The organism is Cupriavidus sp. 30B13 (assembly GCF_049059565.2).
In the GTDB taxonomy this organism is placed as follows: domain Bacteria; phylum Pseudomonadota; class Gammaproteobacteria; order Burkholderiales; family Burkholderiaceae; genus Cupriavidus.
The window spans coordinates 2802805-2828122 of record NZ_CP188223.1 but is presented as its reverse complement, the minus strand read 5'-3'; the positions used below and the strand labels follow the sequence as shown (position 1 = coordinate 2828122).

Annotated in this window: 25 protein-coding genes and 4 tRNA genes; 22 read left to right on the top strand and 7 right to left on the bottom strand. The window is 66.8% G+C overall.

Annotated features, from left to right (window positions below):
• Window positions 1-31: 31 nt before the first annotated feature.
• The 11 genes from ACKI2N_RS13015 (at window position 32) to nagZ (ending at window position 10062) form a co-directional block, all read left to right on the top strand.
• On the top strand, window positions 32-1492 hold the full coding sequence (locus tag ACKI2N_RS13015; RefSeq protein ID WP_420996376.1) for a DegQ family serine endoprotease: 1461 nt from the start codon (window positions 32-34) through the stop codon (window positions 1490-1492).
• An 11-nt stretch (window positions 1493-1503) separates the two neighbouring features.
• Window positions 1504-1782, top strand: a complete 279-nt coding sequence (locus tag ACKI2N_RS13010) for a glutaredoxin family protein (protein WP_420996375.1) — start codon at window positions 1504-1506, stop codon at window positions 1780-1782.
• Window positions 1783-1951: 169 nt separating this feature from the next.
• Window positions 1952-3745, top strand: coding sequence for a translation elongation factor 4 (lepA, locus tag ACKI2N_RS13005; RefSeq protein WP_420996374.1), 1794 nt, complete (start codon window positions 1952-1954; stop codon window positions 3743-3745).
• A gap of 99 nt (window positions 3746-3844) precedes the next feature.
• Complete coding sequence (gene lepB, locus ACKI2N_RS13000) at window positions 3845-4744, top strand: signal peptidase I (RefSeq protein ID WP_420996373.1); 900 nt, start codon at window positions 3845-3847, stop codon at window positions 4742-4744.
• Window positions 4745-4794: 50 nt separating this feature from the next.
• Window positions 4795-5202 (top strand): DUF4845 domain-containing protein, encoded by a 408-nt coding sequence (locus ACKI2N_RS12995; protein ID WP_420996372.1) that lies wholly within the window; start codon window positions 4795-4797, stop codon window positions 5200-5202.
• Between the two features lies 1 nt (window position 5203).
• On the top strand, window positions 5204-5974 hold the full coding sequence (rnc, locus tag ACKI2N_RS12990; RefSeq protein WP_020205117.1) for a ribonuclease III: 771 nt from the start codon (window positions 5204-5206) through the stop codon (window positions 5972-5974).
• A complete protein-coding gene (gene era / locus ACKI2N_RS12985; RefSeq protein WP_420996371.1) occupies window positions 5971-6906 on the top strand; it encodes a GTPase Era in 936 nt (311 codons plus the stop codon). The genes rnc and era overlap by 4 nt, the downstream gene beginning before the upstream one ends.
• Window positions 6899-7777 (top strand): DNA repair protein RecO, encoded by an 879-nt coding sequence (gene recO, locus ACKI2N_RS12980; protein ID WP_420996370.1) that lies wholly within the window; start codon window positions 6899-6901, stop codon window positions 7775-7777. Before era ends, recO begins: the two co-directional genes overlap by 8 nt.
• A 10-nt stretch (window positions 7778-7787) precedes the next feature.
• The gene (pdxJ, locus tag ACKI2N_RS12975; RefSeq protein WP_420996369.1) at window positions 7788-8570 is read left to right on the top strand and encodes a pyridoxine 5'-phosphate synthase; all 783 of its coding nucleotides are present in this window, start codon (window positions 7788-7790) and stop codon (window positions 8568-8570) included.
• Window positions 8567-9016, top strand: a complete 450-nt coding sequence (gene acpS, locus ACKI2N_RS12970; RefSeq protein WP_420996368.1) for a holo-ACP synthase — start codon at window positions 8567-8569, stop codon at window positions 9014-9016. The genes pdxJ and acpS overlap by 4 nt, the downstream gene beginning before the upstream one ends.
• Window positions 9013-10062, top strand: coding sequence for a beta-N-acetylhexosaminidase (gene nagZ, locus ACKI2N_RS12965; RefSeq protein ID WP_420996367.1), 1050 nt, complete (start codon window positions 9013-9015; stop codon window positions 10060-10062). Before acpS ends, nagZ begins: the two co-directional genes overlap by 4 nt.
• Window positions 10063-10159: 97 nt before the next feature.
• On the opposite strand, the gene efp is transcribed toward nagZ, so the two are convergent.
• The gene (gene efp, locus ACKI2N_RS12960) at window positions 10160-10720 is read right to left on the bottom strand and encodes an elongation factor P (RefSeq protein WP_020205123.1); all 561 of its coding nucleotides are present in this window, start codon (window positions 10718-10720) and stop codon (window positions 10160-10162) included.
• A 217-nt stretch (window positions 10721-10937) separates the two neighbouring features.
• The gene (gene earP, locus ACKI2N_RS12955; protein ID WP_420996366.1) at window positions 10938-12140 is read right to left on the bottom strand and encodes an elongation factor P maturation arginine rhamnosyltransferase EarP; all 1203 of its coding nucleotides are present in this window, start codon (window positions 12138-12140) and stop codon (window positions 10938-10940) included.
• A 126-nt stretch (window positions 12141-12266) separates the two neighbouring features.
• Here earP and uvrC point away from each other — a divergent pair, with 126 nt between their 5' ends.
• The 7 genes from uvrC to ybaL all read left to right on the top strand — a co-directional run bounded on the left by uvrC (window position 12267) and on the right by ybaL (window position 19339).
• A complete protein-coding gene (gene uvrC, locus ACKI2N_RS12950) occupies window positions 12267-14363 on the top strand; it encodes an excinuclease ABC subunit UvrC (protein ID WP_420996365.1) in 2097 nt (698 codons plus the stop codon).
• A 105-nt stretch (window positions 14364-14468) separates the two neighbouring features.
• On the top strand, window positions 14469-15071 hold the full coding sequence (pgsA, locus tag ACKI2N_RS12945; RefSeq protein WP_420996364.1) for a CDP-diacylglycerol--glycerol-3-phosphate 3-phosphatidyltransferase: 603 nt from the start codon (window positions 14469-14471) through the stop codon (window positions 15069-15071).
• A gap of 166 nt (window positions 15072-15237) precedes the next feature.
• Window positions 15238-15313 (top strand) — tRNA-Gly (locus ACKI2N_RS12940).
• Window positions 15314-15399: 86 nt separating this feature from the next.
• A tRNA-Gly gene (locus ACKI2N_RS12935) sits at window positions 15400-15475 on the top strand.
• 107 nt (window positions 15476-15582) lie between these two features.
• Window positions 15583-15656: transfer RNA gene (locus ACKI2N_RS12930), tRNA-Cys, on the top strand.
• 456 nt (window positions 15657-16112) lie between these two features.
• Entirely contained in the window at window positions 16113-17672 is a 1560-nt protein-coding gene (locus ACKI2N_RS12925; protein WP_420996363.1) for a methyl-accepting chemotaxis protein, read from the top strand.
• Between the two features lie 431 nt (window positions 17673-18103).
• Entirely contained in the window at window positions 18104-19339 is a 1236-nt protein-coding gene (gene ybaL / locus ACKI2N_RS12920) for a YbaL family putative K(+) efflux transporter (RefSeq protein WP_420996362.1), read from the top strand.
• Between the two features lie 25 nt (window positions 19340-19364).
• Here the strand turns inward: ybaL and ACKI2N_RS12915 are convergent, their stop codons facing one another.
• Window positions 19365-20279: a LysR family transcriptional regulator gene (locus ACKI2N_RS12915; protein ID WP_420996361.1), complete on the bottom strand. Its 915-nt coding sequence runs from the start codon at window positions 20277-20279 to the stop codon at window positions 19365-19367.
• 124 nt (window positions 20280-20403) lie between these two features.
• Between ACKI2N_RS12915 and ACKI2N_RS12910 the strand changes: the two genes are divergently transcribed.
• Entirely contained in the window at window positions 20404-21507 is a 1104-nt protein-coding gene (locus ACKI2N_RS12910) for a YeiH family protein (protein ID WP_420996360.1), read from the top strand.
• Between the two features lie 29 nt (window positions 21508-21536).
• Here ACKI2N_RS12910 and ACKI2N_RS12905 read toward each other — a convergent pair.
• Window positions 21537-21623 (bottom strand) — tRNA-Leu (locus ACKI2N_RS12905).
• A gap of 206 nt (window positions 21624-21829) precedes the next feature.
• On the opposite strand from ACKI2N_RS12905, the gene ACKI2N_RS12900 reads away from it, so the two are divergent.
• The 3 genes from ACKI2N_RS12900 (at window position 21830) to ACKI2N_RS12890 (ending at window position 23244) form a co-directional block, all read left to right on the top strand.
• Window positions 21830-22147 (top strand): hypothetical protein, encoded by a 318-nt coding sequence (locus ACKI2N_RS12900; protein WP_420996359.1) that lies wholly within the window; start codon window positions 21830-21832, stop codon window positions 22145-22147.
• Between the two features lie 281 nt (window positions 22148-22428).
• On the top strand, window positions 22429-22656 hold the full coding sequence (locus tag ACKI2N_RS12895; RefSeq protein ID WP_420996357.1) for a hypothetical protein: 228 nt from the start codon (window positions 22429-22431) through the stop codon (window positions 22654-22656).
• Window positions 22657-22836: 180 nt separating this feature from the next.
• Window positions 22837-23244, top strand: a complete 408-nt coding sequence (locus ACKI2N_RS12890) for a heme-binding protein (protein WP_420996356.1) — start codon at window positions 22837-22839, stop codon at window positions 23242-23244.
• 292 nt (window positions 23245-23536) lie between these two features.
• Here the strand turns inward: ACKI2N_RS12890 and ACKI2N_RS12885 are convergent, their stop codons facing one another.
• The 3 genes from ACKI2N_RS12885 to ACKI2N_RS12875 all read right to left on the bottom strand — a co-directional run bounded on the left by ACKI2N_RS12885 (window position 23537) and on the right by ACKI2N_RS12875 (window position 25291).
• Window positions 23537-23866 carry a hemin uptake protein HemP gene (locus tag ACKI2N_RS12885; protein WP_420996355.1) on the bottom strand — a complete coding sequence of 110 codons (330 nt, stop codon included), beginning with the start codon at window positions 23864-23866 and terminating at the stop codon, window positions 23537-23539.
• A 247-nt stretch (window positions 23867-24113) separates the two neighbouring features.
• Window positions 24114-24527 (bottom strand): ExbD/TolR family protein, encoded by a 414-nt coding sequence (locus ACKI2N_RS12880; protein WP_420996354.1) that lies wholly within the window; start codon window positions 24525-24527, stop codon window positions 24114-24116.
• A gap of 29 nt (window positions 24528-24556) precedes the next feature.
• On the bottom strand, window positions 24557-25291 hold the full coding sequence (locus ACKI2N_RS12875) for a MotA/TolQ/ExbB proton channel family protein (protein WP_420996353.1): 735 nt from the start codon (window positions 25289-25291) through the stop codon (window positions 24557-24559).
• Window positions 25292-25318 lie beyond the last annotated feature (27 nt).

Sequence of the window (25318 nt, the reverse complement as noted above, 5' to 3'; positions counted from 1 at the left end):
AAGATCTCCAGCCTTGGCTCGGACCGTGCTCATGGCTGCCATTCTCGCGTTTGCGCCGATGGTCGCAGAAGTGAGCCATGCGCAGGCTGCCGCGCCATCCTACGGGCTGCCCGATTTCACCGATCTGGTCGACAAGACCGGGCCGGCCGTCGTGAATATCCGTACCACCGAGCGGGTGCGCGCGCGCGGCAATTCCGGCCCCGATGACGACGAGATGGCCGAGTTCTTCCGTCGCTTCTTCGGCGTGCCGATGCCGGGCGCGCCCGGCACGCCCACGCCCCCGGGCGCGCCGCGCCGCGGCCAGCCGCCGCAGGGCGAGGAGCAGAGCCGCGGGGTGGGCTCGGGCTTCGTCATCAGCCAGGACGGCTATGTGATGACCAACGCGCACGTGGTCGCCGACGCGGAAACCATCTACGTCACGCTGCCGGACAAGCGCGAATTCAAGGCCAAGCTGATCGGCTCGGACAAGCGCACCGACGTGGCGCTGCTCAAGGTGGACGCCACCGGCCTGCCCAAGCTCACGCTGGGCGATTCCGACAAGGTGCGCGCGGGCGAGTGGGTGCTGGCGATCGGCTCGCCGTTCGGCCTGGACAACAGCGTGACCGCCGGCATCGTCTCCGCCAAGGGGCGCGACACCGGCGACTACCTGCCGTTCATCCAGACCGACGTGGCCGTCAACCCGGGCAATTCGGGCGGCCCGCTGATCAACCTGCGCGGCGAAGTGATCGGCATCAATTCGCAGATCTACAGCCGCAGCGGCGGCTACATGGGGATTTCCTTCGCGATTCCCATCGACGAAGCGATGCGCGTGACCGAGCAGCTCAAGGCGAGCGGCAAGGTCACGCGCGGGCGCATCGCCGTGGCGATCGGCGACGTGACCAAGGAAGTCGCCGACTCGCTCGGCATGGGCCGCGCGCGCGGCGCGCTGGTAGGCAGCGTGGAGCCGGGCGGTCCCGCCGAGAAGGCAGGCATCGAGGCCGGCGACATCATCCTCAAGTTCAACGGCCGCGATATCGAAAAAGCCTCAGACCTGCCGCGCATGGTCGGCGACATCAAGCCGGGCACGCGCGTGCCGCTGCAGCTGTGGCGCAAGGGCGCGACGCGCGACGTCAATATCACCGTGGCCGAGCTGGATGCCGACACCAAGGTCAAGGCGCGCAACGGCAATGCGCCGCGCGACGACGGCACCGCGCAGGCGGCCAAGCCCAACGCGCTGGGGCTGATCGTCAACGAGATCCCGGAGGCCAAGCTCAAGGAGCTGAAGATCAAGTCCGGGGTGGAAGTCGAGCAGGCCGACGGTCCGGCCCAGCGCGCCGGCATCCGTCCGGGCGACATCATCCTGCGCGTGGGCGACAGCGACGTGACCAGCCCGCGCCAGTTCAACGAGCTGGTCAAGGGCCTGGACAAGGGCAAGATCGCCGCCGTCTTCGTCCGGCGCGGCGACGCCACCCAGGTGCTGACGCTGCGGCCGAGCACGGTTTCCTCGCGCTAGCGCGGGTTCCCGTGGCGGATCTCACACTGTATGGCCGCAGTTATTGCCATCTGTGCGAGGACATGAAAATCGCGCTGGAGCCGCTCCGGCGCGATTTTTCCTTTGTCCTGCACGAGGTGGACGTCGATGGCGACGCCGCCACCGAGGCCCGCTTCGGCGAGCGGGTGCCGGTGCTGACGACCGGCACGCCTGCCGGTGCCGGCGACGAGCTGTGCCACTATTTCCTCGACGTCCCGCGCGTGCGGGCGTGGCTGGCGGCGCAGGCCATTTCGCAATACGGAAGTCCTTGAAAGTACGGTAAAATCGCGCTTTGGCGCAAATTCCGCGTCACCAACCTTGCGGCCCGGAGCGGCGCGCGCCCGGCAGGGTGCCGGTTCCAGGCCGTTCATAGTCGCTGCGCCGCCCGGCGTGCCCTGGCGGGCACCTCCAGGCGAGAAAAGGCGCACCCCTGAACATCCGATGGACCATATCCGCAACTTCTCGATCATCGCCCACATCGACCACGGCAAATCGACCCTGGCCGACCGTATCATCCAACTCTGCGGAGGCCTGTCCGATCGCGAGATGGAGGCGCAGGTGCTCGACTCGATGGACATCGAGAAGGAACGTGGCATCACCATCAAGGCCCAGACCGCGGCGCTGAACTACAAGGCGCGCGACGGCCAGATCTACAACCTGAACCTGATCGACACGCCGGGGCACGTCGACTTCAGCTATGAAGTGAGCCGCTCGCTGTCCGCATGCGAAGGCGCGCTGCTGGTGGTGGACGCCTCGCAGGGCGTGGAGGCGCAGACCGTCGCCAACTGCTACACCGCGATCGAGCTCGGCGTGGAAGTGGTGCCGGTGCTCAACAAGATCGACCTGCCGCAGGCCGACCCGGAAAACGCCATCCGCGAGATCGAGGAAGTGATCGGGATCGACGCGCAGGACGCCACGCCGTGCTCGGCCAAGACCGGCGTCGGCGTGCAGGACGTGATCGAGGCCATGATCGCCCGCGTGCCCGCGCCCAAGGGCGACGCCAGCGCGCCGCTGCAGGCGCTGATCATCGACTCGTGGTTCGACAACTATGTCGGCGTGGTGATGCTGGTGCGCGTGGTCAACGGCACCCTCAAGCCCAAGGACAAGGTGCTGCTGATGGCCACCGGCTCGCAGCATCTGGTCGAGCAGGTCGGCGTGTTCTCGCCCAAGTCGCTGCAGCGCGAGTCGCTGACGGCCGGGCAGGTGGGCTTCGTCATCGCCGGCATCAAGGAGCTGAAGGCCGCCAAGGTGGGCGACACCATCACCACCATGGCGCGCAAGGCCGCCGAGCCGCTGCCGGGCTTCAAGGAAGTCAAGCCGCAGGTGTTCGCCGGCCTGTATCCGGTCGAGGCCAACCAGTACGAGGCACTGCGCGAATCGCTCGAGAAGCTCAAGCTCAACGACGCCTCGCTGCAGTACGAGCCCGAAGTGTCGCAGGCGCTGGGCTTCGGCTTCCGCTGCGGCTTCCTGGGCCTGCTGCACATGGAGATCGTGCAGGAGCGCCTGGAGCGCGAGTTCGACATGGACCTGATCACCACCGCGCCGACGGTGGTGTACCAGGTCAAGATGCGCGACGGCACCATGCTGACCGTGGAAAACCCGGCCAAGATGCCGGACCCGAGCCGCATCGAGGACATCCTCGAGCCGATCGTCACGGTCAACCTGTACATGCCGCAGGACTACGTCGGCTCGGTGATCACGCTGTGCACGCAGAAGCGCGGCACGCAGATCAACATGAGCTACCACGGCAAGCAGGTGCAGCTCACCTACGAGATCCCCATGGCGGAGATCGTCATGGATTTCTTCGACCGGCTCAAGTCGGTGTCGCGCGGCTACGCCTCGATGGACTACGAGTTCAAGGAGTACCGCGCCGCCGACGTGGTCAAGGTCGACATCCTGATCAACGGCGACAAGGTCGACGCGCTGTCGGTGATCGTGCACCGGAGCAACTCGCAGTACCGCGGCCGCGAGGTGGTGGCCAAGATGCGCGAGATCATCCCGCGCCAGATGTACGACGTGGCCATCCAGGCCACCATCGGCTCGAACATCATTGCGCGCGAGAACGTCAAGGCGCTGCGCAAGAACGTGCTGGCCAAGTGCTACGGCGGCGATATCTCGCGCAAGAAGAAGCTGCTCGAGAAGCAGAAGGCGGGCAAGAAGCGCATGAAGCAGGTGGGCACGGTGGAAATTCCCCAGGAAGCCTTCCTGGCGATCCTGCAGGTGAGCGACAAGTAAGACGAACCGGGCTGTAAGGCAGCAGGACGACGGGGCCGGGCTTGCGCCCGGCCGCGGGCGAAGCGGACTCTAACAAAACATCACCACGATCTAGCCGTCATGAATTTTGCACTGATCCTTTTTGTGCTGGTGGTCATCACGGGCATTGCCTGGGTGGCCGACAAGCTGGTGTTCGAAAAACAGCGGCGCTTGTCCGCCCAGGCCGCGCTGGCCGAGTTCGATTCGCGCAGGGCCGATCTCCAGGGCCGCTACGGCACCGGCGAGATCGACACCTCGCGCAGCCGCCTGGCCGAGGAAAAGCTGCGCCAGCCCTGGTGGCTGGAATACTCGGCGAGTTTCTTCCCGGTGATCCTGGCGGTGTTCGTGCTGCGCTCGTTCGTGGTGGAGCCCTTCAAGATCCCGTCCGGCTCGATGATCCCGACCCTGCTGATCGGCGATTTCATCCTGGTCAACAAGTTCGACTACGGTATCCGCCTGCCGGTGGTGAACAAGAAGATCATCCCGGTCGGCGAGCCGCAGCGCGGCGACGTGATGGTGTTCCGCTACCCGAAGGACCAGTCGCTCGACTACATCAAGCGCGTGATCGGCGTGCCGGGCGACGTGGTGAGCTACCAGAACAAGCGCCTGACCATCAACGGCAAGCCGGCGGAATATGCGCCGCTGCCGGACTACCTCGACGAGGAGCGCCTGTCGTACTCCAAGCATTTCGACGAGAAACTGCCGGACGGCCCGACCCACGGTATCCTCAACGATGCCGACCGGCCGGCCTTCATCGCCGGTGCCGATCCGGATTTTCCGTTCCACGAGAACTGCACTTACAATCAGCAGGGGCTGATCTGCAAGGTACCGCAAGGTCACTATTTCGTGATGGGCGACAACCGCGACAACAGCCTGGATTCACGTTACTGGGGCTTCGTTCCCGATCAGAACATCGTCGGCAAGGCGTTCCTGATCTGGATGAACCTCGGCAATATCGGACGCGTGGGATCGTTCAAGTAGCCTCCCCGCGGCGCGTATAACCACTCCGTTCAAGCGAGGGAAAGCGCATTATGGGTCAATCGGGACGAACAGCCGGCGCTGCCGCGGGGCGGCGGGCACGGCTGGCGGGGAACGGCAGGCAGCGCGGTTTTTCGCTGGGCAGCCTGCTGGTGGTCATCCTGGTGGTGGGGGGCGTGGTCATTCCCGCGATCAGGGCGATACCGAGCGTGCTGGAGTATTTTTCGGTCAAGCGCGCGGTCAGCTATGCCAAGCAGCAGGCATCCAACCGGCGCGAGGTGGCCGACTATTTCAACAAGCAGGCACAGATCGACCGTATCACCGCCGTGCGCAGCGACGATCTGGATATCCACGAGGATGACAATGGCACGATCCGCTCGGTGGGGTTTTCCTACCGCAACGAGGTGCCGCTATACGGCCCTCTGAGCCTTTTGATTACCTACTCGGGAACGCAGTACTGACATGAACCTCGACGCCTTGCAGCAACGCCTCGGCTACCGCTTCAGCAAGCCAGAACTGCTGCAGCAGGCGCTGACGCACCGCAGCCACAGCGCCTTGCACAACGAACGCCTGGAGTTCCTCGGCGATTCGGTGCTCAACTGCGCCGTGGCCGATATGCTGTACGGCATGTTCAGCAAGCTCGACGAGGGCGACCTGTCCCGCGTGCGCGCCAACCTGGTCAAGCAGCAGGCGCTGTACGAGATCGCGCAGATGCTGCAGCTGTCCGAGGCGCTGCGCCTGGGCGAGGGCGAGCTCAAGAGCGGCGGTTTCCGCCGCCCCTCGATCCTGGCCGACGCGCTCGAGGCCATCGTCGGGGCGGTGTTCCTCGACGCCGGCTTCGAGGGCGCGCGCACCCTGATCCGCAAGTTGTACATCCCTATCCTCGAGCAGGTCGATCCGCGCACGCTCGGCAAGGATGCCAAGACGCTGCTGCAGGAGTACCTGCAAGGCCACAAGATAGCGCTGCCGCAATACAACGTGATCGCCACCCACGGCGCGGCGCACAACCAGCAGTTTGAAGTCGAGTGCACCGTGCCTAAACTGGAAGTGCGGGTGTTCGGTACCGGCGCGTCGCGCCGCGCCGCGGAGCAGGCCGCCGCCAAGCTGGCGCTCGACGAGGTGCAGAAGCTCGTGCCCCAGTTGCTCAAGCGCAGTCGGGCCGAGCGTACCGGCAAGACCCGCAAGCAGCCGGTGCCACCCGATCCCCAGTTGTCTCTCAGGTTGAAGGAATGACCGAATCACTCGATCCGCGGCCAGATGCCGCGGGTACCCCCTCCGCGGCGTTCCGCTGCGGCACCGTGGCCATCGTCGGGCGTCCCAACGTCGGCAAGTCCACGCTGATGAATGCGCTGGTCGGCCAGAAGATCAGCATCACCTCGCGCAAGGCGCAGACCACGCGCCATCGCATCGTCGGCATCCAGACCACCGATGACGCGCAGTATGTCTTCGTCGACACGCCGGGCTTCCAGACGCGCCACGCCAGCGCGCTGAACCGCTCGCTCAACCGCGCCGTCACGTCCACGCTGTCGAGTGTGGACCTGGTGCTGTTCGTGGTCGAGGCCGGCCACTACGGCCCCGACGACGAGAAGGTGCTGTCGCTGCTGCCCAAGAAGGTGCCGGTGCTGCTGGTCACCAACAAGCTCGACCGCCTCGGCGCGGACCGCGCCGAGGTGATGATGCCGTTCCTGGAAAAGATGGGCCACCAGTTCCAGTTCGCGGAAGTGGTGCCGATGTCGGCCAAGACGCATGACCATATCGAGCGCCTGCTCGGCATCATCCGGCCCTACCTGCCGGAAGGCGAGCCGATGTACGACGCCGATTCCATGACCGACCGCAGCGAGCGCTTCCTCGCCTCCGAGATCATCCGCGAGAAGGTGTTCCGCTGGACCGGCGACGAACTGCCCTACACCAGCACGGTAATCATCGAGAAGTTCGAGACCGAAGGCCGGCTGCGGCGCATCTTCGCCACCATCCTGGTCGAGCGCGAAGGCCACAAGGCCATGATCATCGGCAACAAGGGCGCCAAGCTCAAGACCATCTCCACCGAAGCCCGCATCGACATGGAAAAGCTGTTCGACGGCAAGGTCTACCTGGAGATGTTCATCAAGGTCAAGAGCGGCTGGGCCGACAACGAAGCCGGACTGCGCGCCTACGGCTATGAATGACAGAGCGGGCGGGCCGGCACTGAAGGCCCGCCGCGTCGATCCGGTGGCGGAAGAGGCCGCCGAGCTGCTGGACAGTCATGCCGTGCCCGGCATGGAGGTGGCCGAGCAGCGCGCCATGATGGACCGCGCGCTGCGCATCGTGCCGCCGCGCACCGAGCTGCGCGTGGCCAACCAGCCCGGCTTCGTGCTGCATGCGTGGCCCTACCGCGAGACCAGCCTGATCCTCGACGTGTTCACGCGCGACCACGGCCGCGTGGCGATGGTCGCCAAGGGCGCCAAGCGGCCGCATTCCGCGCTGCGCCCGGTGCTGCAGCACTTCCAGCCGATCTCGCTGTCATGGAGCGGGCGCGGCGAGGTCAAGACGCTCACGCGCGCGGAGTGGGTCGGCGGCCTGCTGCCGCTGGCCAGCGACGCCTTGCTGTCGGGCTTCTACCTCAATGAATTGCTGCTGCGCTTCTGCCCGCGCGAAGATGCCCACGTGGCGCTGTTCCGCCAGTACATGGCCACGCTCACGCGGCTCGCGCACGGCGAGCAGGCCGGCCTGGTGCTGCGCAGCTTCGAGCGCGTGCTGCTGCAGGAGACCGGCTTTGCGGTGGCCTTCGACGAATGCGCGAACTCGGGCGAAGCGGTGGAGCCCGGGCATGACTACGTGTACCAGCCGGAGCGCGGCGTGCGCCGGGCCCAGCCGAGCGATCCGTCCTCGTGGCCGGTGGTGTCCGGGCAGACCCTGCTCGACATGTCGCAGGACGACTACCGCCGGCCCCAGACCGTGACGCAAAGCCGTGCGCTGATGCGCTTCCTGCTGCATTATTATCTGCAAGGCGCGCCGCTGAAGACGCGCCAGATCCTGATCGACCTGCACTATCTCTGAGCTCGCCCGCATGATTTTCCACGCGCATCCCGGCGTCATCGACCTTGGCGTCAACATCGACCACGTGGCCACGCTGCGCAACGCGCGCGGCACGGTCTACCCCGATCCCATCCAGGCCGCGTTGCAGGCCGAGCAGGCCGGCGCCGACCTGATTACCCTGCACCTGCGCGAAGACCGCCGCCATATCCGCGATGCCGACGTGCACGCGCTGCGCCCGCTGCTGGCCACGCGCATGAACCTGGAGTGCGCGATCACCCAGGAGATGCTCGACATCGCCTGCACGATCCGCCCGCAGGACGTCTGCCTGGTGCCCGAGCGCCGCGAGGAAGTCACCACCGAAGGCGGGCTGGACGTGGCCGGGCGCTTCGAGCAGGTCAAGGCCGCCTGCCGCCAGCTGGCCGATGCCGGCATCCGCGTGTCGCTGTTCATCGATGCGCAGGCCGAGCAGATCGAGGCCGCCGCCGCCTGCGGCGCTCCCGTGGTCGAGCTGCACACGGGCCGCTATGCCGATGCGCATACGCCGGCCGAGCAGGCCACGGAACTGCAGCGCGTCGCCGACGGCGTCGACACCGGCGTGCGGCTCGGGCTGGTGGTCAATGCCGGGCACGGCCTGCACTACACCAACGTGCAGCCGGTGGCGGCCCTGCATGGCATCAAGGAACTCAATATCGGCCACGCCATCGTCGCGCACGCGGTCTTCGCCGGCTGGCAGAACGCGGTGCGAGAGATGAAGGCCATCATGGTGGCGGCGCGCCTCGGCACCACTTATCCGCGCCCGGACGCCGCAGCGTGATCTACGGCATCGGCACCGACATCATCCAGATCGACCGCGTGCAGGGCGTGATGGAGCGCACGCGCGGGCGCTTTGCCGAGAAGGTGCTCGGGCCGCAGGAACTGCTGAAGTACCACGCGCGCCGCGCGCGCTCCGAGAAGCGCGGGCTGGCCTTCCTGGCCACCCGCTTCGCCGCCAAGGAAGCTTTCTCCAAGGCCATCGGGCTGGGCATGCGCTGGCCCATGACGTGGCGCGCCATGGAGTTGCTGAACCTGCCGTCCGGCGAGCCGTATCCGCTCTGCCACGGCGAGCTCGATGCGTGGCTGCGCGCGCGCGGCGTCGCGGTGCGGGTCACGGTCAGCGATGAACACGATTACGCGGTCGCCTTTGCGATCGCCGAGCTTGGCGGCGCCGCTCCCGGCGGCGGCGCGCCGCTCGCTTCCCAGCCTAGTGAAGAACCCAAATGATCCACAAGATTTCCGGCAAGCGCCCGGGTCCCGTCGTGCTCGACGTCAAAGGCAAGCAGCTCGACGCGGAAGACATCCGGCGCATTTCCCATCCGCTGACCGGCGGCGTGATCCTGTTCGCGCGCAACTTCGAGTCGCGCGCGCAGCTGCAGGCGCTCACCCATGACATCCGTGCCGTGCGCGACGACGTGCTGATCTGCATCGATCACGAGGGCGGGCGCGTGCAGCGCGCCCGGACCGACGGCTTTACCCACCTGCCGGCGATGGCCCGCCTGGGCGAGTTGTGGGACCGCGACGTGCTGGCCGCGACCAAGGCCGCCGTGCAGTGCGGCTACGTGCTGGCGGCCGAGCTGCGCGCCTGCGACATCGACCTGAGCTTCACGCCGGTGCTGGACCTGGACTATGGCCGCAGCGCGGTGATCGGCGACCGCGCCTTCCACGCCGACCCGCGCGTGGTGACCATGCTGGCCAACCACCTGACCCACGGCCTGCTGCTGGCCGGCATGGCGAACTGCGGCAAGCATTTCCCCGGCCACGGCTTCGTCGCCGCCGACTCGCACGTGGCGGTGCCGGTGGACGAGCGCAGCCTCGACGAGATCCTGGCGCAGGATGCGCGGCCTTACGAATGGATGGGCATGGCGCTGGCGTCGGTGATGCCGGCGCACGTGATCTACCCCAAGGTCGACCCGAGCCCGGCCGGCTTCTCGCGTTTCTGGCTGCAGGACATCCTGCGCACCCAGCTCGGCTTCGAGGGCGTGATATTCAGCGACGACCTGAGCATGGAAGGCGCCAGCGTGGCGGGCACCGTCACCGAGGCCGCGCGCGCGGCGCTCGGCGCGGGCTGCGACATGGTGCTGATCTGCAACAGCCCGGAGCGCGCCGACCAGTTGCTCAACGAGCTCGATGTCGACGCCGGCAAGGCGTCGCAGCGCCGCATCCGCAAGCTGTTCGGCCGCCGCAAGCCGCTGGCGTGGAACAAGCTGGTGCAGGACCCGGACTACGCGGGCGCGCTGCGCGAGCTGAAAGGGCACGGCCTGATCGCGTGACGATGCGCCCGCCGGGCAGGCAAAAGGAAAAGGGCAGCCGAGGCTGCCCTTTTTCCCGTTGCGCCACCCGTGGCGGGCGGCAGCGGACCGATCGCGCTCAGTTGGCGCGGCTGCGGTATTCGCCGGTACGGGTGTCGATTTCGATCTTGTCGCCGATGTTGCAGAACAGCGGCACTTGCAGCTCGAAGCCGGTGTTGATCTTGGCGCCCTTGAGCACCTTGCCCGACGAGGTGTCGCCCTTGACGGCCGGCTCGGTATAGATGATCTCGCGCACCAGCGTGGTGGGCATTTCCACCGAGATGGCCTTGTCGTTGTAGAACACCACTTCGACGTTCATGCCGTCTTCGAGGTAGTTCAGCGAGTCGCCCATGCTGTCCTGCTCGACTTCGTACTGGTTGTAGTCGGCGTCCATGAACACGTACATCGGGTCGGCGAAGTACGAGTAGGTGCACTCCTTGCGATCCAGCATCACGACTTCGAACTTGTCGTCGGCCTTGAAGACCGATTCGCCCGGGGCTTCGGTCAGCAGGTTCTTGTACTTCATCTTGACCACGGCGGAGTTGCGGCCCGACTTGTTGTACTCGGCCTTCTGCACGACCATCGGGTCGGTGCCGATCATGAATACGTTGCCGACGCGGAGTTCTTGTGCGGTTTTCATCTGAACTGTTTTCCTGAAAAAGAATGTCTCGGAATTCGGTGTGGCGAAGTATGGCGAAGGCGCGCTGCCGGCACATGGCATCGGCCATGCGCACGCGGCCCGTCCAGTTACGCCCGGGTACCGCGGCGGATGCCGTGCCGCACGCCGTCGGGCATGCCCTGCAGGATCCTGCCGCGCCACCGCCGTTTTCCGGCCCGGTCGCCATCAAATCAACCCACTATTTTACCTGATTTTCGCAGAAGGCCACGAGATTTGCCGCCAGATCGCCGAGGTGCTGCAGGCTGCGCTGCCATCGCTCGGTGGCCTCGCGCAGCGCCGGCAGGTGTGCCCGCAGGGCCGCCCAGTCGAGCGGTTTGCCCGGCTCGTTCCAGGCATGCCAGAAGGCGGCGAGCGCGGCGGCGGCCGGCGCCTGCCCGGTGTGCTCCAGCCGCTTCACGAACAAATCGAGGAAGGCATCGAGCTTGACCAGGTGCGCGGCGTCCTCCTGCGGATAGATGTGCCAGACCAGCGGGCGCCCGGCCCATTGGGCGCGCACGAAGGAGTCCTCGCCGCGCACGAAGTTGATGTCGCACAGCCACAGGAGTTCGTCGTAGTGCTCCTGGCGCACGAACGGCACCACGTGCATCGTCAGGTTGCCGGCCGCGAAGACATCGCCCGGCGTCGCGTGGGGTGCCCCGAACCATTCACTTGCCTGTTGCGCGGCGAGGCCCGCCGGAACCAGGCACTGCACCGGCCCGGCGCCGTCGCGCCACTGCGCCAGCAGCGACGGCAGGGCGGGGTTGGGATAGGCGAACAGGCTGGCCTTCAGCGCGCCTTCGATGGGCCGCGCGCCGAGCCGGTGCCACAGCGCCGCCTGCGCCGCGGGGCTTTCGCGCAGGTGCGCGCGCTGCATGCCCAGCATGGACTCGCGCAGCAGCCCGCCCGTGCCGCCCTCGAAGCCCGGGAAGAAGAAGTGCTTCACCAGCGGCAGGCGCGGATGGGGCGAGCTCATGCGGTGGTGCTCCCGCACCCACGGTTCGGCGCTCAGGTATTCGAGGTTGATCCAGACCGGCCGCGGCGCGCGTGCCGCCATCGCGGCCAGGAAGGGCGCCGGCAGGTCGCAGGCAAAGGACTCGACGACCGCATCGTGCGGCGCGATGCCGGCGAAGCGCGCGGCGCTGTCCTGCTCGCTCTCCTGGTCGGGGCGGCGCCAGGTGCGGACCTCCACGCCAGCCAGCACCTGCCGCGCGGCGTCCGCGTCGAGCCCGGGGGCCAGGCGCGCGAAGCTGTGCAGGTCGTCTACCCACAGGCGCACGGCATGGCCGTGTTCCTGCGCCAGCTGCCGTGCCAGGCGCCAGCAGACACCGATGTCGCCGAAATTGTCGATGACGGTGCAGAAGATGTCCCAGGAGCGGACGGTGCGGGCAGGGGTGGCGGGCATGGCGGCGCGAGTCGGCAAGGATTTGCTCTAAACTTGCGATTTTAGAGCCTGTCGCGCCGCCGCCCGCCGGCCGAGCGCGGACTGGCCGCTCCCACACGGTCGATGCCCTCCCGCGATTCCTCCCCGATGCCTCAGCCGGAACCCGAAACCCAGAACCCGGGCGCGCCCGCGCCGGTGGCCGCCGGCGCGGGTCTTGGACCCGGCCCTGAACCCGGCCCTGCACCCAGCGCTGAACCCGGCCCCGGGCCGGGCCCCGAAGCCGCGCCGCCGTTCGATCCCAAGGCGGTGATCGCCCAGTTGCCCGGGCTGCCGGGGGTCTACCGCTATTTCGACGCGCAGGGCAGCGTGCTCTACGTAGGCAAGGCGCGCGACCTGAAGAAGCGGGTATCGAGCTACTTCAACAAGAACCTGCCGTCGCCGCGCATCGCCATGATGGTGGCCAAGATCGTGCGCATCGAGACCACCGTGGTGCGCACCGAGGCCGAGGCGCTGCTGCTGGAAAACAACCTGATCAAGGCACTGGCGCCGCGCTACAACATCCTGTTCCGCGACGACAAGTCCTATCCCTTCCTCAAGCTGACCAGCCATCGCTTCCCGCGCATGGCCTACTACCGCGGCTCGACCGACCGCAAGCACCAGTATTTCGGGCCGTTCCCGAGCGCGCACGCGGTGCGCGAGAGCATGCAGATCCTGCAACGCGTGTTCCAGCTGCGCACCTGCGAGGACACCGTCTTCGCCAACCGCACGCGGCCCTGCCTGCTGCACCAGATCCATCGCTGCACCGCGCCCTGCGTCAACGCCATCAGCGAAGAGGATTACGCACGCGACGTCGGCAATGCCGCCCGCTTCCTGCAAGGCCGCCAGAGCGAAGTGCTGGATGGGCTGCAGGCCAAGATGGAAGAGCATGCCGGCCGGCTGGAGTTCGAGCAGGCCGCGGCGGTGCGCGACCAGATCGGCGCCTTGTCCACCGTGCTCAGCCGGCAGGCGGTGGAAGAGGTCGGCCAGACCAGCGATATCGACGTGCTGGCGGTGGCGGTGGAAGGCGGCCGCGCCTGCGTCAACCTGGCGATGGTGCGTGGCGGCCGGCATCTGGGCGACAAGGCCTATTTCCCCGCCCACGTGGAAGAGGGCGCAATGATCGTCGCGGACGAGGATGCGGACCAGGATGCGGGCGTGCCGGCCGAGGGCGAAGCCGCCGCGGGCATCGCGGCCGAGCGCATTGCCGCCGAAGTGCTGGCCGCCTTCATGGCGCAGCACTACCTCGACCAGGCGGTGCCGCCGATCCTGGTGGTGAGCCACCTGCCGCCGGACCAGACGCTGCTGCAGGCGCTCTCGATGCAGGCCGGGCGCAAGGTCTCGCTGGTGCGCCAGCCCCAAGGGCAGCGGCGCGCCTGGCTCGAGATGGCGCAGCAGGGCGCCGCGCTCGCGCTGTCGCGCCGGCTTGCCGAACAGGGCAGCCAGCAGGCCCGCACCCGGGCGCTGGCCGAGACCATCGGGCTCGACCTGGAAGACCTGGCGCTGCTGCGCGTGGAGTGCTTCGACATCAGCCACACCGCCGGCGAGGCGACGCAGGCGTCCTGCGTGGTTTTCCATCGCCACGAGATGCAGAACGCCGAATACCGCCGCTACAACATCCAGGACATCACGCCCGGCGACGACTACGCCGCCATGCGCCAGGTGCTGACGCGGCGCTACCAGAAGCTGGTGGAGATGCTGGAGCAGGCGCAGGAGCCCGGCGCCGGGGAAGGGCAGGGGGCAGCCGCGGGCGCGCTGGCGCTGGTGCCCAATATCGTGCTGATCGACGGCGGCAAGGGCCAGGTCGAGGTGGCGCGCCAGGTATTCGAGGAGCTTGGCCTCGATACCGGCCTGCTGGTCGGCGTGGCCAAGGGCGAAGGCCGCAAGGTCGGGCTGGAGACCCTGGTGTTTGCCGACGGGCGCCCGTCGCTGGAGCTGGGGCAGGGCAGCGCGGCCCTGATGCTGGTCGCGCAGATCCGCGACGAGGCGCACCGCTTCGCCATCACCGGCATGCGCGCGCGCCGCGCCAAGGTGCGCACCACCTCGCGGCTGGAAGAGATCGAGGGCGTCGGCGCGCGCCGACGCCAGAAGCTGCTGACCCGCTTTGGCGGGCTGCGCGGCGTGATGGCGGCCAGCATCGACGAGATCGCCAGCGTGGACGGCATCTCGCACGCGCTGGCCGAGGAAATCTACCGCCAGCTGCATTGACGCGGGCATGCGCGCCGGCCCGCGCGGCGGGAAATGATCGGCCGTCCTTGAAATAAGCGACAATCGCGGAATTGCTACCGCCGTTGTCTCGTCCCGAGCCCCCCAATGCCGCTGAATATACCGATCCTGCTCACCTGGCTCCGCGTTGCCATGATTCCTCTCGTGGTGGGGGTGTACTACCTGCCCGAGGCATGGCTGCCGATGCACGCCAAGAACATGACGGCCGCCGGTTTCTTCATCGTGGCGGCGGTCACCGACTGGCTGGACGGCTTCCTGGCAAGGCGCTGGAACCAGACTTCGTCTTTCGGCGCCTTCCTCGATCCCGTGGCCGACAAGCTGATGGTGGCCGCAGCGCTGCTTTCGCTGCTGGCACTGGGCCGGGTCGCCGACCTGATCGCGCTGGTGATCATCGGGCGCGAGATCACCATCTCGGCCCTGCGCGAATGGATGGCCCAGATCGGCGCGTCCAAGAGCGTGGCCGTCAATTTCCTCGGCAAGCTCAAGACCACTTTCCAGATGATCGCCATTCCGCTGCTGCTGTTCAACGACAGCCTGCTCGGCATCGTCGATGCTTCCGTGCTCGGCGCCTGGATGATCTATGTGGCGGCGTTCATGACGCTGTGGTCGATGTTCTACTACATGAAGCTGGCCTGGCCGCAGATCCGCGAGCGCAGCGGCCTGGGTGGGCAGGCCACGGCGCAAAAATGATGTTTCGGTGAAAAATATGCTTGACGAGGATGTTCCGGTTTGCAATAATCCTGTTCTCGCTTCTGACGAAACAAACCGAACGAAGCGAAATACGGCAAGAACGCATCGAGATGGCAGCGGTATCGGCGCAGAAGTTGCGTTTTAGCCAGGAAGTCGGCAGGAACATGCGGGAGTAGCTCAGTTGGTAGAGCGCAACCTTGCCAAGGTTGAGGTCGCGAGTTCGAGACTCGTCTCCCGCTCCAGTTTTTGCCATGTTCGCCAGCGTGGGTGTGTGCCGCGCGATGGTCGGCAGGCTTCGGCGGTGCAGCAGTAACAGCAGTAATCCAATGCGGGAGTAGCTCAGTTGGTAGAGCGCAACCTTGCCAAGGTTGAGGTCGCGAGTTCGAGACTCGTCTCCCGCTCCAGGTCCCAAAGGGAAGCGCCGCTTCCCTTTTTGTTTGTGATGGTGGTGCGCAGCGCGGCCCCGGCAGGGCCAGGCGATTGCGGCTACAATCCAGCAGCAAAGTCACCCGGCGGGGTGGCAGAGTGGTCATGCAGCGGCCTGCAAAGCCGTGTACGCCGGTTCGATTCCGACCCCCGCCTCCAGCAGTCAAGCACAAGAGCGCTACCCTCACCGGTGGCGCTTTTTGCTTTCCGGGCACCCGTGGCCCATTTCGCCGCCGGTCCGGCCGTTCTCCTCGCTTCCTGCGCGCCATCGCGGCGTGTTTGATTTTCCCGGTACGCTTGACGCGCCCTCTCTTTGTCGTTCATTTTTCATGATCGTCGGATAAAAATAGGAATAATCCTATCATCGTCGATTAATTTCTCTCTTTTCGTGCGATCAGCCCTTCAGGCCGCGAACTACCTGCCGTAAAGGCATGCAGAGTCGTTCAAAAGACGCTCCGCCAGATCTGACGATGTCAAAGCGCTTTGAAAGCAGAAGTCCTGGTCCCGCGTGAACGTGGGCCCGGCGTACGCCGGGCCATGTCTTCCTGCGGGCGTTCCTTTCATTGTCCTTCTCTGGGAATCGGCGTCCGCCGCACGGCGCGCCGACCATGCGCCATGAATATCACTCAACGTCTGCTAGCCACCTTGTCGCTGGTCCTGTTCGCCATGCTTGCCGTGGGACTGGGCGGCATCTGGCAACTGCGCGCCGCGCAGGAGCGGTTTTCCTATTTCAATGACAACACGCTGGCCAGCGTGCGGGCGCTGAGCGACCTGCGCGACGTCGTCAACAGCATGCGGCTGGCCGCCTATCTCTATGCGCTGTCGCCGACCGACGCCGGGCGGGCCGAGGCGATGGCCTCGCTGGCGGAGGCGGACAAGGCCTTCGACGAGTCGGTCGATGCCTATCAGCGCAAGAACATTTCCGACGACGCCGACCGCAAGCTGCTCGATGCCGACCGTGCCGCGGCCAAGCAGTACCGCGCGGAACGCGAGCGCTTCCTCGCGCGCTTCGCGGCCGGCGACACCGCGGCCGCGCTCGGCATGATCATGGGCGGTTCGCTTTACGATGCCGCCGTGGCCTTGCGCGCCGCCATCAACGAGCACGTCGCCTACAACGCCAGCCTGGGCGAGCAGGTGGTGGTCCGCAGCGGCGGGGCGTACGAGATGGCCCTGCTGGTGTTCTCGGCCATCATCGCGCTGGCTTTCCTGCTGTGCGGCGCGATGGGCTACTCGCTCTACCGGCGCATCCACGGCAGCCTCGCCGAGATCGAGGAGACCCTGCGCTACGTCAGCGATTCGCTCGACCTCGACCGCCGCGCGCTGGTGCGGCACAAGGACGAGATCGGGCGCACCGCCGTGGCCTTCAACCAGCTGATCGAGCGCGTCGCGTCGGCGCTGCGCGAGGTGCGGCTGTCGACCGACTCCGTCAGCACGGCCGCGCAGCAGATTGCCGCCGGCAACTCGGACCTGTCGTCGCGCACCGAACAGCAGGCGGCGGCGCTGCAGGAATCGGCGGCCAGCATGGAGGAGCTGACCGCGACGGTGCGGCAGAATGCCGACAACGCCCGCCAGGCCAGCGGGCTGGCGGACAGCGCCGCCGAGGTGGCCGAGCATGGCGCCACCGCCGTGCAGCAGATGGTCGATACCATGGGCGCGATCAGCAGCAGCTCGGCGCGCATCGCCGAGATCACCACCCTGATCGAGGGCATCGCCTTCCAGACCAATATCCTGGCGCTCAATGCCGCGGTGGAGGCGGCGCGCGCCGGCGAGCAGGGGCGCGGCTTCGCGGTGGTGGCAGGCGAGGTGCGCAGCCTGGCCCAGCGCTCGTCGAGCGCCGCCAAGGAGATCAAGGACCTGATCGATACCTCGGTGGACACCGTGCGCAAGGGTTCGTCGCAGGCGGAGGATGCCGGCCGGACCATGACAGAGCTGCGCCAGGCCGTGCGGCGCGTGTCCGATATCATCGGCGAGATCGCCGCGGCGTCGCGCGAGCAGAGTACCGGCATCGAGCAGGTCAACCAGGCCGTCGGGCAGATGGACGAGGTCACGCAGCAGAACGCCGCGCTGGTGGAGGAGGCCGCGGCGGCGGCGCAGTCGCTGGAAGAACAGTCGCACAAGCTGCGCGATACGGTGGCGACGTTCCGTCTGTCGCTGGTGGTTGCCCGGGCGGCTTAGCGGCAGAGATTCCGGCAGCGTTTTTTTCCCTCCGTCCGGCCGCGACCGCGGCCGGAGATGGCAGCCGGCCTTGGTGATGGCCGTCGATGACCGCCTTATAGGGCCACATTGCACTTCGATTCCGCGCTTTGCCGCGCGGATGATCGTGTTACATTGCATGCGTAGTCTTCACGGGGTGCCCGGACGTTGTCCGGGCCGGACCGAGCGCCGTTGTCGTCCGCATGGAGCAGCGCCGCATTGGCGCCCCTGGGCTGCTGCAAGACTTCCGTTCCCGTTCTCCCTCGATCAGCGTGGTATTTCCCTGGCCTCCCGGCGCCGACGCCGTTGCGGCACGCGGGGATGCCTCGTGGTCCCCGGCGTTTGCGCCGCTCGGGGGTGGGCGGGCTGCCCGGTCAGTGCCGTCATGGCAACCCACGAGGAACCCACCACGCATGCATCACGCTACCCCGCTCATCAGCACCATCGTCGGCGGTCTTGTCCTGGCATTCATTCTTGGCGCCCTGGCCAACCGGCTCAAGCTGCCTCCGCTGATCGGCTACCTGTGCGCCGGGATCGTGGTGGGGCCGCACACGCCCGGCTACACCGCCGACCAGGCGCTCGCGCCGGAACTGGCGGAGCTGGGGGTGATCCTGCTGATGTTCGGGGTCGGCCTGCATTTTTCGCTCAAGGACCTGATGGCGGTGAAGAAGATCGCCATCCCCGGCGCGGTGGTGCAGATTGCCATCGCTACCGTGCTCGGCATGGGCGCGGCCTGGGGCTTCGGCTGGCAGTGGGGGCCGGGGCTGGTGTTCGGGCTGGCACTCTCGGTGGCCAGCACGGTGGTGCTGCTCAAGGCGTTGCAGGAGCGTGACCTGGTGGAGTCGCCGCAGGGGCGCATCGCGGTGGGCTGGCTGATCGTGGAAGACCTGGCGATGGTGCTGACGCTGGTGCTGCTGCCCGCAGTTGCCGGGCTGCTCATGCCAACGGGAGAGGGGGCCGGTGCCGCCGCCGCGCCGGACTCGGGCGAGATCCTGTTCACCGTGTTTTCCACGCTGGGCAAGGTCGCGGCCTTCGTCGCGGTGATGCTGGTGATCGGCCGCCGTTTCATTCCGTGGATGCTGGAGCGCATCGTCTGGACCGGCAGCCGCGAATTGTTCCGACTCGCGGTGCTGGCCACGGCGCTGGGCGTGGCGTTCGGCGCCTACTCGCTGTTCGGCGTGTCGTTCGCGCTGGGCGCGTTCTTCGCCGGCATGGTGCTGGCCGAATCGGAATTCAGCCATCGCGCGGCCGAGGAGTCGCTGCCGCTGCGCGACGCGTTCGCGGTGCTGTTCTTCGTCTCGGTCGGCATGCTGTTCGATCCGATGGTCCTGATCAACGATCCATGGGGCGTGCTGGCCACCCTGTTCATCATCGTGGTGGGCAAGTCCGTGGCGGCGCTGTGCATCGTGCGCGTGTTCGGGCATTCCACGCGCACCGGCATGACTATCGCGGTCAGCCTGGCGCAGATCGGCGAGTTCTCCTTCATCCTCGCCGGCCTCGGCGTCTATCTGAAGATCCTGCCGGAGCGCGGCCAGGCGCTGATCCTGGCCGGCGCGCTGCTGTCGATCGTGCTCAATCCGCTGCTGTTCCACCTGCTCGACCGCTACACCGCCAAGCAGCAGGGCGAGGGCGACCCGCAGCCGGCCTGAGCCTTGTGGGTGTTGTGGGCGTTGGCTATCCTGCGCCAGGCTCTCCCAGGGCAGCTTCGCGGCGCAGGTATTCGGTGAAGGCCAGCAGGCCCTGCGTCGGGTACTTGTCCTGGTGGACCACCAGTTGCAGAGGCCTGACCACGTCAGGCAGGCCTTCGCGCAGCGCCACCAGCGTGCCGCGCTTCAATTCGTCTTCCACCACCTGCAGCGACAGGCAGCTCACGCCGTAGCCGCTCATCACGGCGCGCTTGATTGCCTCGGTATTGCCCAGCTCCAGCGCAAAGCGCAGCTCGCCGAGCAATGGCGCCAGGCGCTGCTCGATGATCTCGCGCGTGCCCGAACCGGGCTCGCGCACTACCCAGTCGGCATCGCGCAGCGCGGCCAGGTCGCCGGGCTTGCCGGCCAGCGGATGCGCCGGGCTTACCACCACCACCATTTCATCGTCGCGCCAGTGCGCGCTGCGCAGGTCGCGCTCGTGGCAGGTGCCTTCGATCAGGCCGATATCCGCTTCGAAATGCAGCAGCGCCTGCAGCACGTCGCGCGTGTTGCCGATGCGCATGTCCAGCGCGCACGGCCCGCTTTGCGCATGGCGGAAACCGGCCAGCAGGCCGGGCAGGATGTAGCTGCCGATGGTGTTGCTGGCCGCGATGCGCAACTGCACGCCGGGCTGGACGGTGAAGTGCTCCAGTTCATGCGCCTGGTCCAGCAACGAGAGCGCGCGCGGGAAGAACAGCCGGCCCGATTCGTTGATGCTGAGCCTGCGCGCCACGCGGTCGAACAGGGCGCCGCCCAGGGCGGCCTCCAGGTCGGCCAGCGCGGCGCTGACGGCCGACTGGGACATGGCCAGCGCTTCGGCGGCGGCCACGGTGCTGCCGTGCTGGGCGACGGCGACGAAGACGGAGAGCTGGCGCAAGGTCAGCCGGAGCGGGCGCTGGTCCATATCTGAAATTCAGGTAACGTATAACGATATTACCCGTTTTACAGATTTGTGGCGCCTGAGTACTCTGCGGACATCATCCATCAGCGCCCCGACGCCGCCAGGCCGCGGGGGCAGAGAGCCCGCCATGTCCCCCACGCCCTCGACCACAGTTGCCAATCTCGGCGCGGAGCCGCCGTCCTGGGCCGCCCGCTTGCTGACACTGGTGCCGCTCGGGTTCACCGCGTGGCTGGCGATGGTCTTCTCGGCGCATCCGGCGGTTTCGCACCTAGGCATGAGCGCGCTGACACTGGCGATGTTCGCTGGCATGGTGGCCGGCAATACGCTGCCGCAGCGCTGGCTGATCCCGCTGGCTCCGGGCATGCAGCTGGCCCGCCAGCAGTTGCTGCGGCTCGGCGTCGCGCTCTACGGGCTGCGGCTGACGTTTGGCGCCATCGTCGATCTTGGCGCGGCGGGCGTGCTGGTGCCGCTGGCCATGCTGGTGGCGACGCTGCTGGTCGGCGTGTGGATCGGTACCTCGCTGCTGGGCCTGAGCCGCCGCGAGGCAATCCTGGTGAGCGCAGGCAGCGCGGTGTGCGGTGCCGCCGCGGCCATCGCGGTGGCGTCCGTGGTGCGCACCGACGACCGCCAGACCGCCGTCGCCGTCGCGACCGTGGTGCTGTTCGGCACGGCCGGCATGCTGCTCTATCCCTACCTGTTCGAAGTGGCCACGCAGCATCTGCACTGGGCGGTCAGCGAGCGCACGTTCGGCATCTATACGGGGGCCACGCTGCACGAAGTGGCGCAGGTCATCGCGTCGGGCAAGATGGTCAGTGATGCGACCGCGGACGCCGCCGTGGTGGCGAAGATGGTGCGGGTACTCGCCCTGGGGCCACTGCTGCTGGTGCTGGCGTTGTTGCCGAAGCTGCATGCCGAGGGAGAAGGCGAGGGGCAAGGCGAGGGCGCGCAAGGTGCGCGCCCGTGGCGTGCGATCCTGAAGGCCGTGCCGTGGTTCGCGGTGGGATTCGTGGCGGTGATGGCGGTGCATTCCGCCGGCCTGGTGCCGCCGGACTGGAAGCCGGGCCTGCTGTCCTTCGACAACTGGCTGCTTGCCTGCGCAATGCTGGCGATCGGGCTGCACACGCGCATCGGCACCTTGCTGCGCGCCGGGCGCAAGCCGCTGGTGCTGGCGGGCGCGCTGTTCCTGTTCCTGATGGCCGGTGGCGCCGTGCTCTGCGCGGCGGCGGCCTGACCTGGCGCTGCTGGCGCTGCTGCTGCTGCTGGTGCGGCCGACGGGGGTCGAACCCGTAAGCCCGTAAAGGCGGCAGATTTTAAGTCTGCTGAGTCTACCAATTTCTCCACGGCCGCACGGCAAGCCCGGTATTGTGGTCGGTTGGGCGCGGTGATGCAAGCTCCGCGCGGGACGGCGGACATGCGTGCCGCACGCCGCAGGATGCCGTCGATATGTGCCGCTTGTTACGCCTGGTAACAATGTAGAACCGGCGGTTTCACCTGCCTTGGCGCCAGACTCTACAATATGGCTTATCGATTAACGACTTGCAGAGGCAAGGATCATGAAACGTTGGCTGCTCGCAGGACTTGCAATGCTCGGGGCGCTTTCATCGGGTGCGGCAATGGCGCATGTCAGCGTCGGCTTGTCGGTCGGTGTTCCGGGCGTGGTGGTTGGCGGCCCGGCGTACTATCCGGCGCCCGCCTATGTCGCGCCTCCCGTCGTGGTGGCGCCCGCTCCGGTCTACTATGGCCCGCCGCCCGTCGTGGTGCGTCCGGCCCCGGTCTATTACGGCCCCGGCTACTATGGCCCGCGTTACTACGGCCGCGGCTATTACGGCCCGCCGGGGCGCTGGGGGCACGACCATCGCCACTGGCGATAAGCATGAACGATCTGCCGTGCGCAGCGTTGCCAAAGGGCCCTTCCGGGGCCCTTTGTCATTTGCCGTGGCGGCCTGCAAAGCCACGGGCGACGCGCCACAGCGCCAAGTGGTTCCCGCGTCGGTGAAGGGGTCAAATTATTTGAACGGACGCATCAAACGGCTGGTAGTATCGTTATTAGGGTTTTCACCTACACTGCTTGTGTTGCACCGCGATGACGATTCCGCAAGATTTTGTCGCCGTGGTGCCCCTCCAGCACAGTAACTACCCGAAGGATCCGACCATGAAGATCAAAAACAGCCTGGTAGCGATCGCAGCATTGACCGCACTTTCCGCACTCTCCGCTTCCGCGTTCGCCGCCGGCACCAGCAAGGCCGATCCGTACACCGACGGCGCCAAGATGAGCAAGGTGGACCCGTTCACCGACGGTGCCAAGCTGGGCAAGGTCGACCCCTACACGGACGGCGCCAAGGTTGGCGATCGCCGCGACCAGTTCACCGACGGAGCCTGAGGCTTCGCAGGTTCACGCGCAGCAACGCGACAGTACGCAGGAAACCCGCTTCGGCGGGTTTTTTGCTTTTGGCGCGCGTGCGGGCGCGTGTGCGCCGGGGCCGTGGCAATGCCGCATGCCGGGGCGCTATACTTCCGGCTCATTGAACTGATTCAAGAACCGAATTTCGAGGAGAGTGGTATGCAGCAAAAAACCGTGCTGACGGCAGACGATGTGAAAAAGGTGCTGGCCGCGGCAGAGGTCGAAGCCAAGAATCACCAGTGGGCTGTGTCGATCACCATCGTCGACGATGGCGGCCACTTGCTGGGCCTGCTGCGCCTGGATGGTGCCGCGCCGATCTCCAGCTATATCGCCACCGAAAAGGCACGTACGGCGTCGCTGGGCCGCCGCGAGTCGAAGGTCTACGAAGACATGATCAACAACGGCCGCCACTCGTTCATGACCGCGCCGGTGCTGCAAGGCATGCTGGAAGGCGGCGTGCCCATCGTCGTCAATGACCAGGTGGTGGGCGCCGTCGGGGTGTCCGGCGTGAAGTCGACCGAAGACGCGCAGATCGCGCGCGCGGGCATTGCCGCGCTGGGCGTCTGAGCCTTGCGCTTCATGCAGTAGAAGCGGTCACCGGCGGCGAGCATGCTCGCCGCCGGTGACCGCGAAGGCCGCGGCTCGTTTGCCGGTATTTCGCCGGTATTTCGCCGGTATTTCGCCGGTACCTTGCCGTTGTCCTGCCTGTGCCGGGGCCCGTTGCGCCCCCTGCACGCTGCCTGCCGGTTCCGGCAGGCATCCATCCCCTGATTCCCATCGATGCCCGCCACGGCCCTCATGTCCGCGCAGGCATGCGCTCGCACGCTCGCGCGCCAAGCGCGAGGCCGCAAGCACGCTGCTACTTCGTCAGGATCAGCTTGCCGTAGCGCGTGATGCGCAGCGTGTAGACCTCGCCGTTATGCAGGATCGGCAGCACGTTGTTGCCGCGCATCAGCGTATCCAGCGGTACCGCTTCGCTGGCTTGCGCCACCGGCAGGCTGTCGCGCACGAGCGCTTCGAGGCGGGCGGGCAGGGCGGCCACGGCGGACTTCATCGATTCGATCGCCGTGCTGGCCGAGGTTTCGCGCCGCGACGGCGCGCGCGAGCTCGGATTGACTTCGATCCGGCGCAGGGACAGGCGGCGGCGAGTCACGGCGGGTTGCGACATCGGCAGGGTCAGAGTGCTCATCGGTGGGCTCCGGTCCGTTGGCTGGCGACGGCGGCGCAGGCTGCGCGCCGGCATCAGCGGGGTTCAAGTTGTCCTTATCTTAAATGAGAACAGTTATCATTACAATAGTGTTTTTCGATGGCGCGCACGGAAAATATCGCATCCGCCGGACAGGTTTTCGCCGTGTGATGCAAGGGCGGCGGCCAAGTAAAAAGGGCACCCCGATGGAGTGCCCTTCTTGCTGACTGGTTCAGCCTGAGTCAACCGCTCAATGCTTCGGCTCGGTGATGAAGCCGATCTTGCCGAGCCCGCCGTGCTGCGCGGCGGCCATGACTTCGGCCACGCGCTCGTAGCGCACGTCGCGGTCGGCGCGCAGGTGCAGCTCCGGCTGGGGCTCCTGCTGCGCGGCCTCGGCGATGTTGGCATCGAGCGTCTGCTCGTCGACCTCTGCCTGGTTCCAGAAAACCTTGCCGTCCGCGTCGATCGACACATTGATGTTCTGCGGCTTCGGATCGTTGGGCGTGTTGGTCGCGCGCGGCAGGTCGATCTTGACCGCGTGATTGATCACGGGAATGGTGATGATGAAGATGATCAGCAGCACCAGCATGACGTCGACCAGCGGCGTCATGTTGATTTCGCTCATCACTTCGTCATCGTCTGAGTCGAGGGTACCGAATGCCATGATGACTTCCTTCTTGCCTTGCTGCGGCCTTACTGGTTCTTGACGGCGAGGCGCATACCATTGTCGTCGGTAGCGCCGCGGGCGTTGCTCGGGCGCACGCGCGCGCCGGTCACGAAGTAAGAGTGCAGGTCGTGGGCAAAGCGGTTGAGCTTGGAGATCACGCCCTTGTTGCCGCGGCTCAGCGCGTTGTAGCCCAGCACCGCCGGAATGGCCACGGCCAGGCCGAAGGCGGTCATGATCAGTGCTTCGCCGACCGGGCCGGCCACCTTGTCGATGGTCGGCACGCCCGAGGCGCCGATGTTGATCAGCGCGTGATAGATGCCCCACACGGTGCCGAACAGGCCGACGAAAGGCGCGGTCGAGCCGACCGACGCCAGCACGGCCAGGCCGGACTGCATGCGCGCGACGGCTTCGTCGATGGCGCTCTTGAGCGAGCGGGTCAGCCAGTCGGAGATGTCCATCACGTCATGCAGCTGGGGCTGGCTGGCGCGATGGTGCTGGGTGGCTTCCTTGCCGGTCACGGCCAGCGTGCGGAACGGGTTGGCGTCGTTGCCGCCGAGCGTCTCGAGCGCGTGGTCGAAATCGTCGGAGTGCCAGAAGCGCTTCTCGGCGCCGTGCGCCATCTTCTTCAGGCGAAGCAGATCCCATGCCTTGGTAAGGATGACGATCCACGAAGCCAGCGACATGATGAGCAGAATGATGGCGGTGGCGCGCATGACGAAATCGCCTTGCGTCCAGAGGTGCGAGAGTCCGAGGTCCTGCATGATGGTTCCTGGTGAGGTCGGTATTGA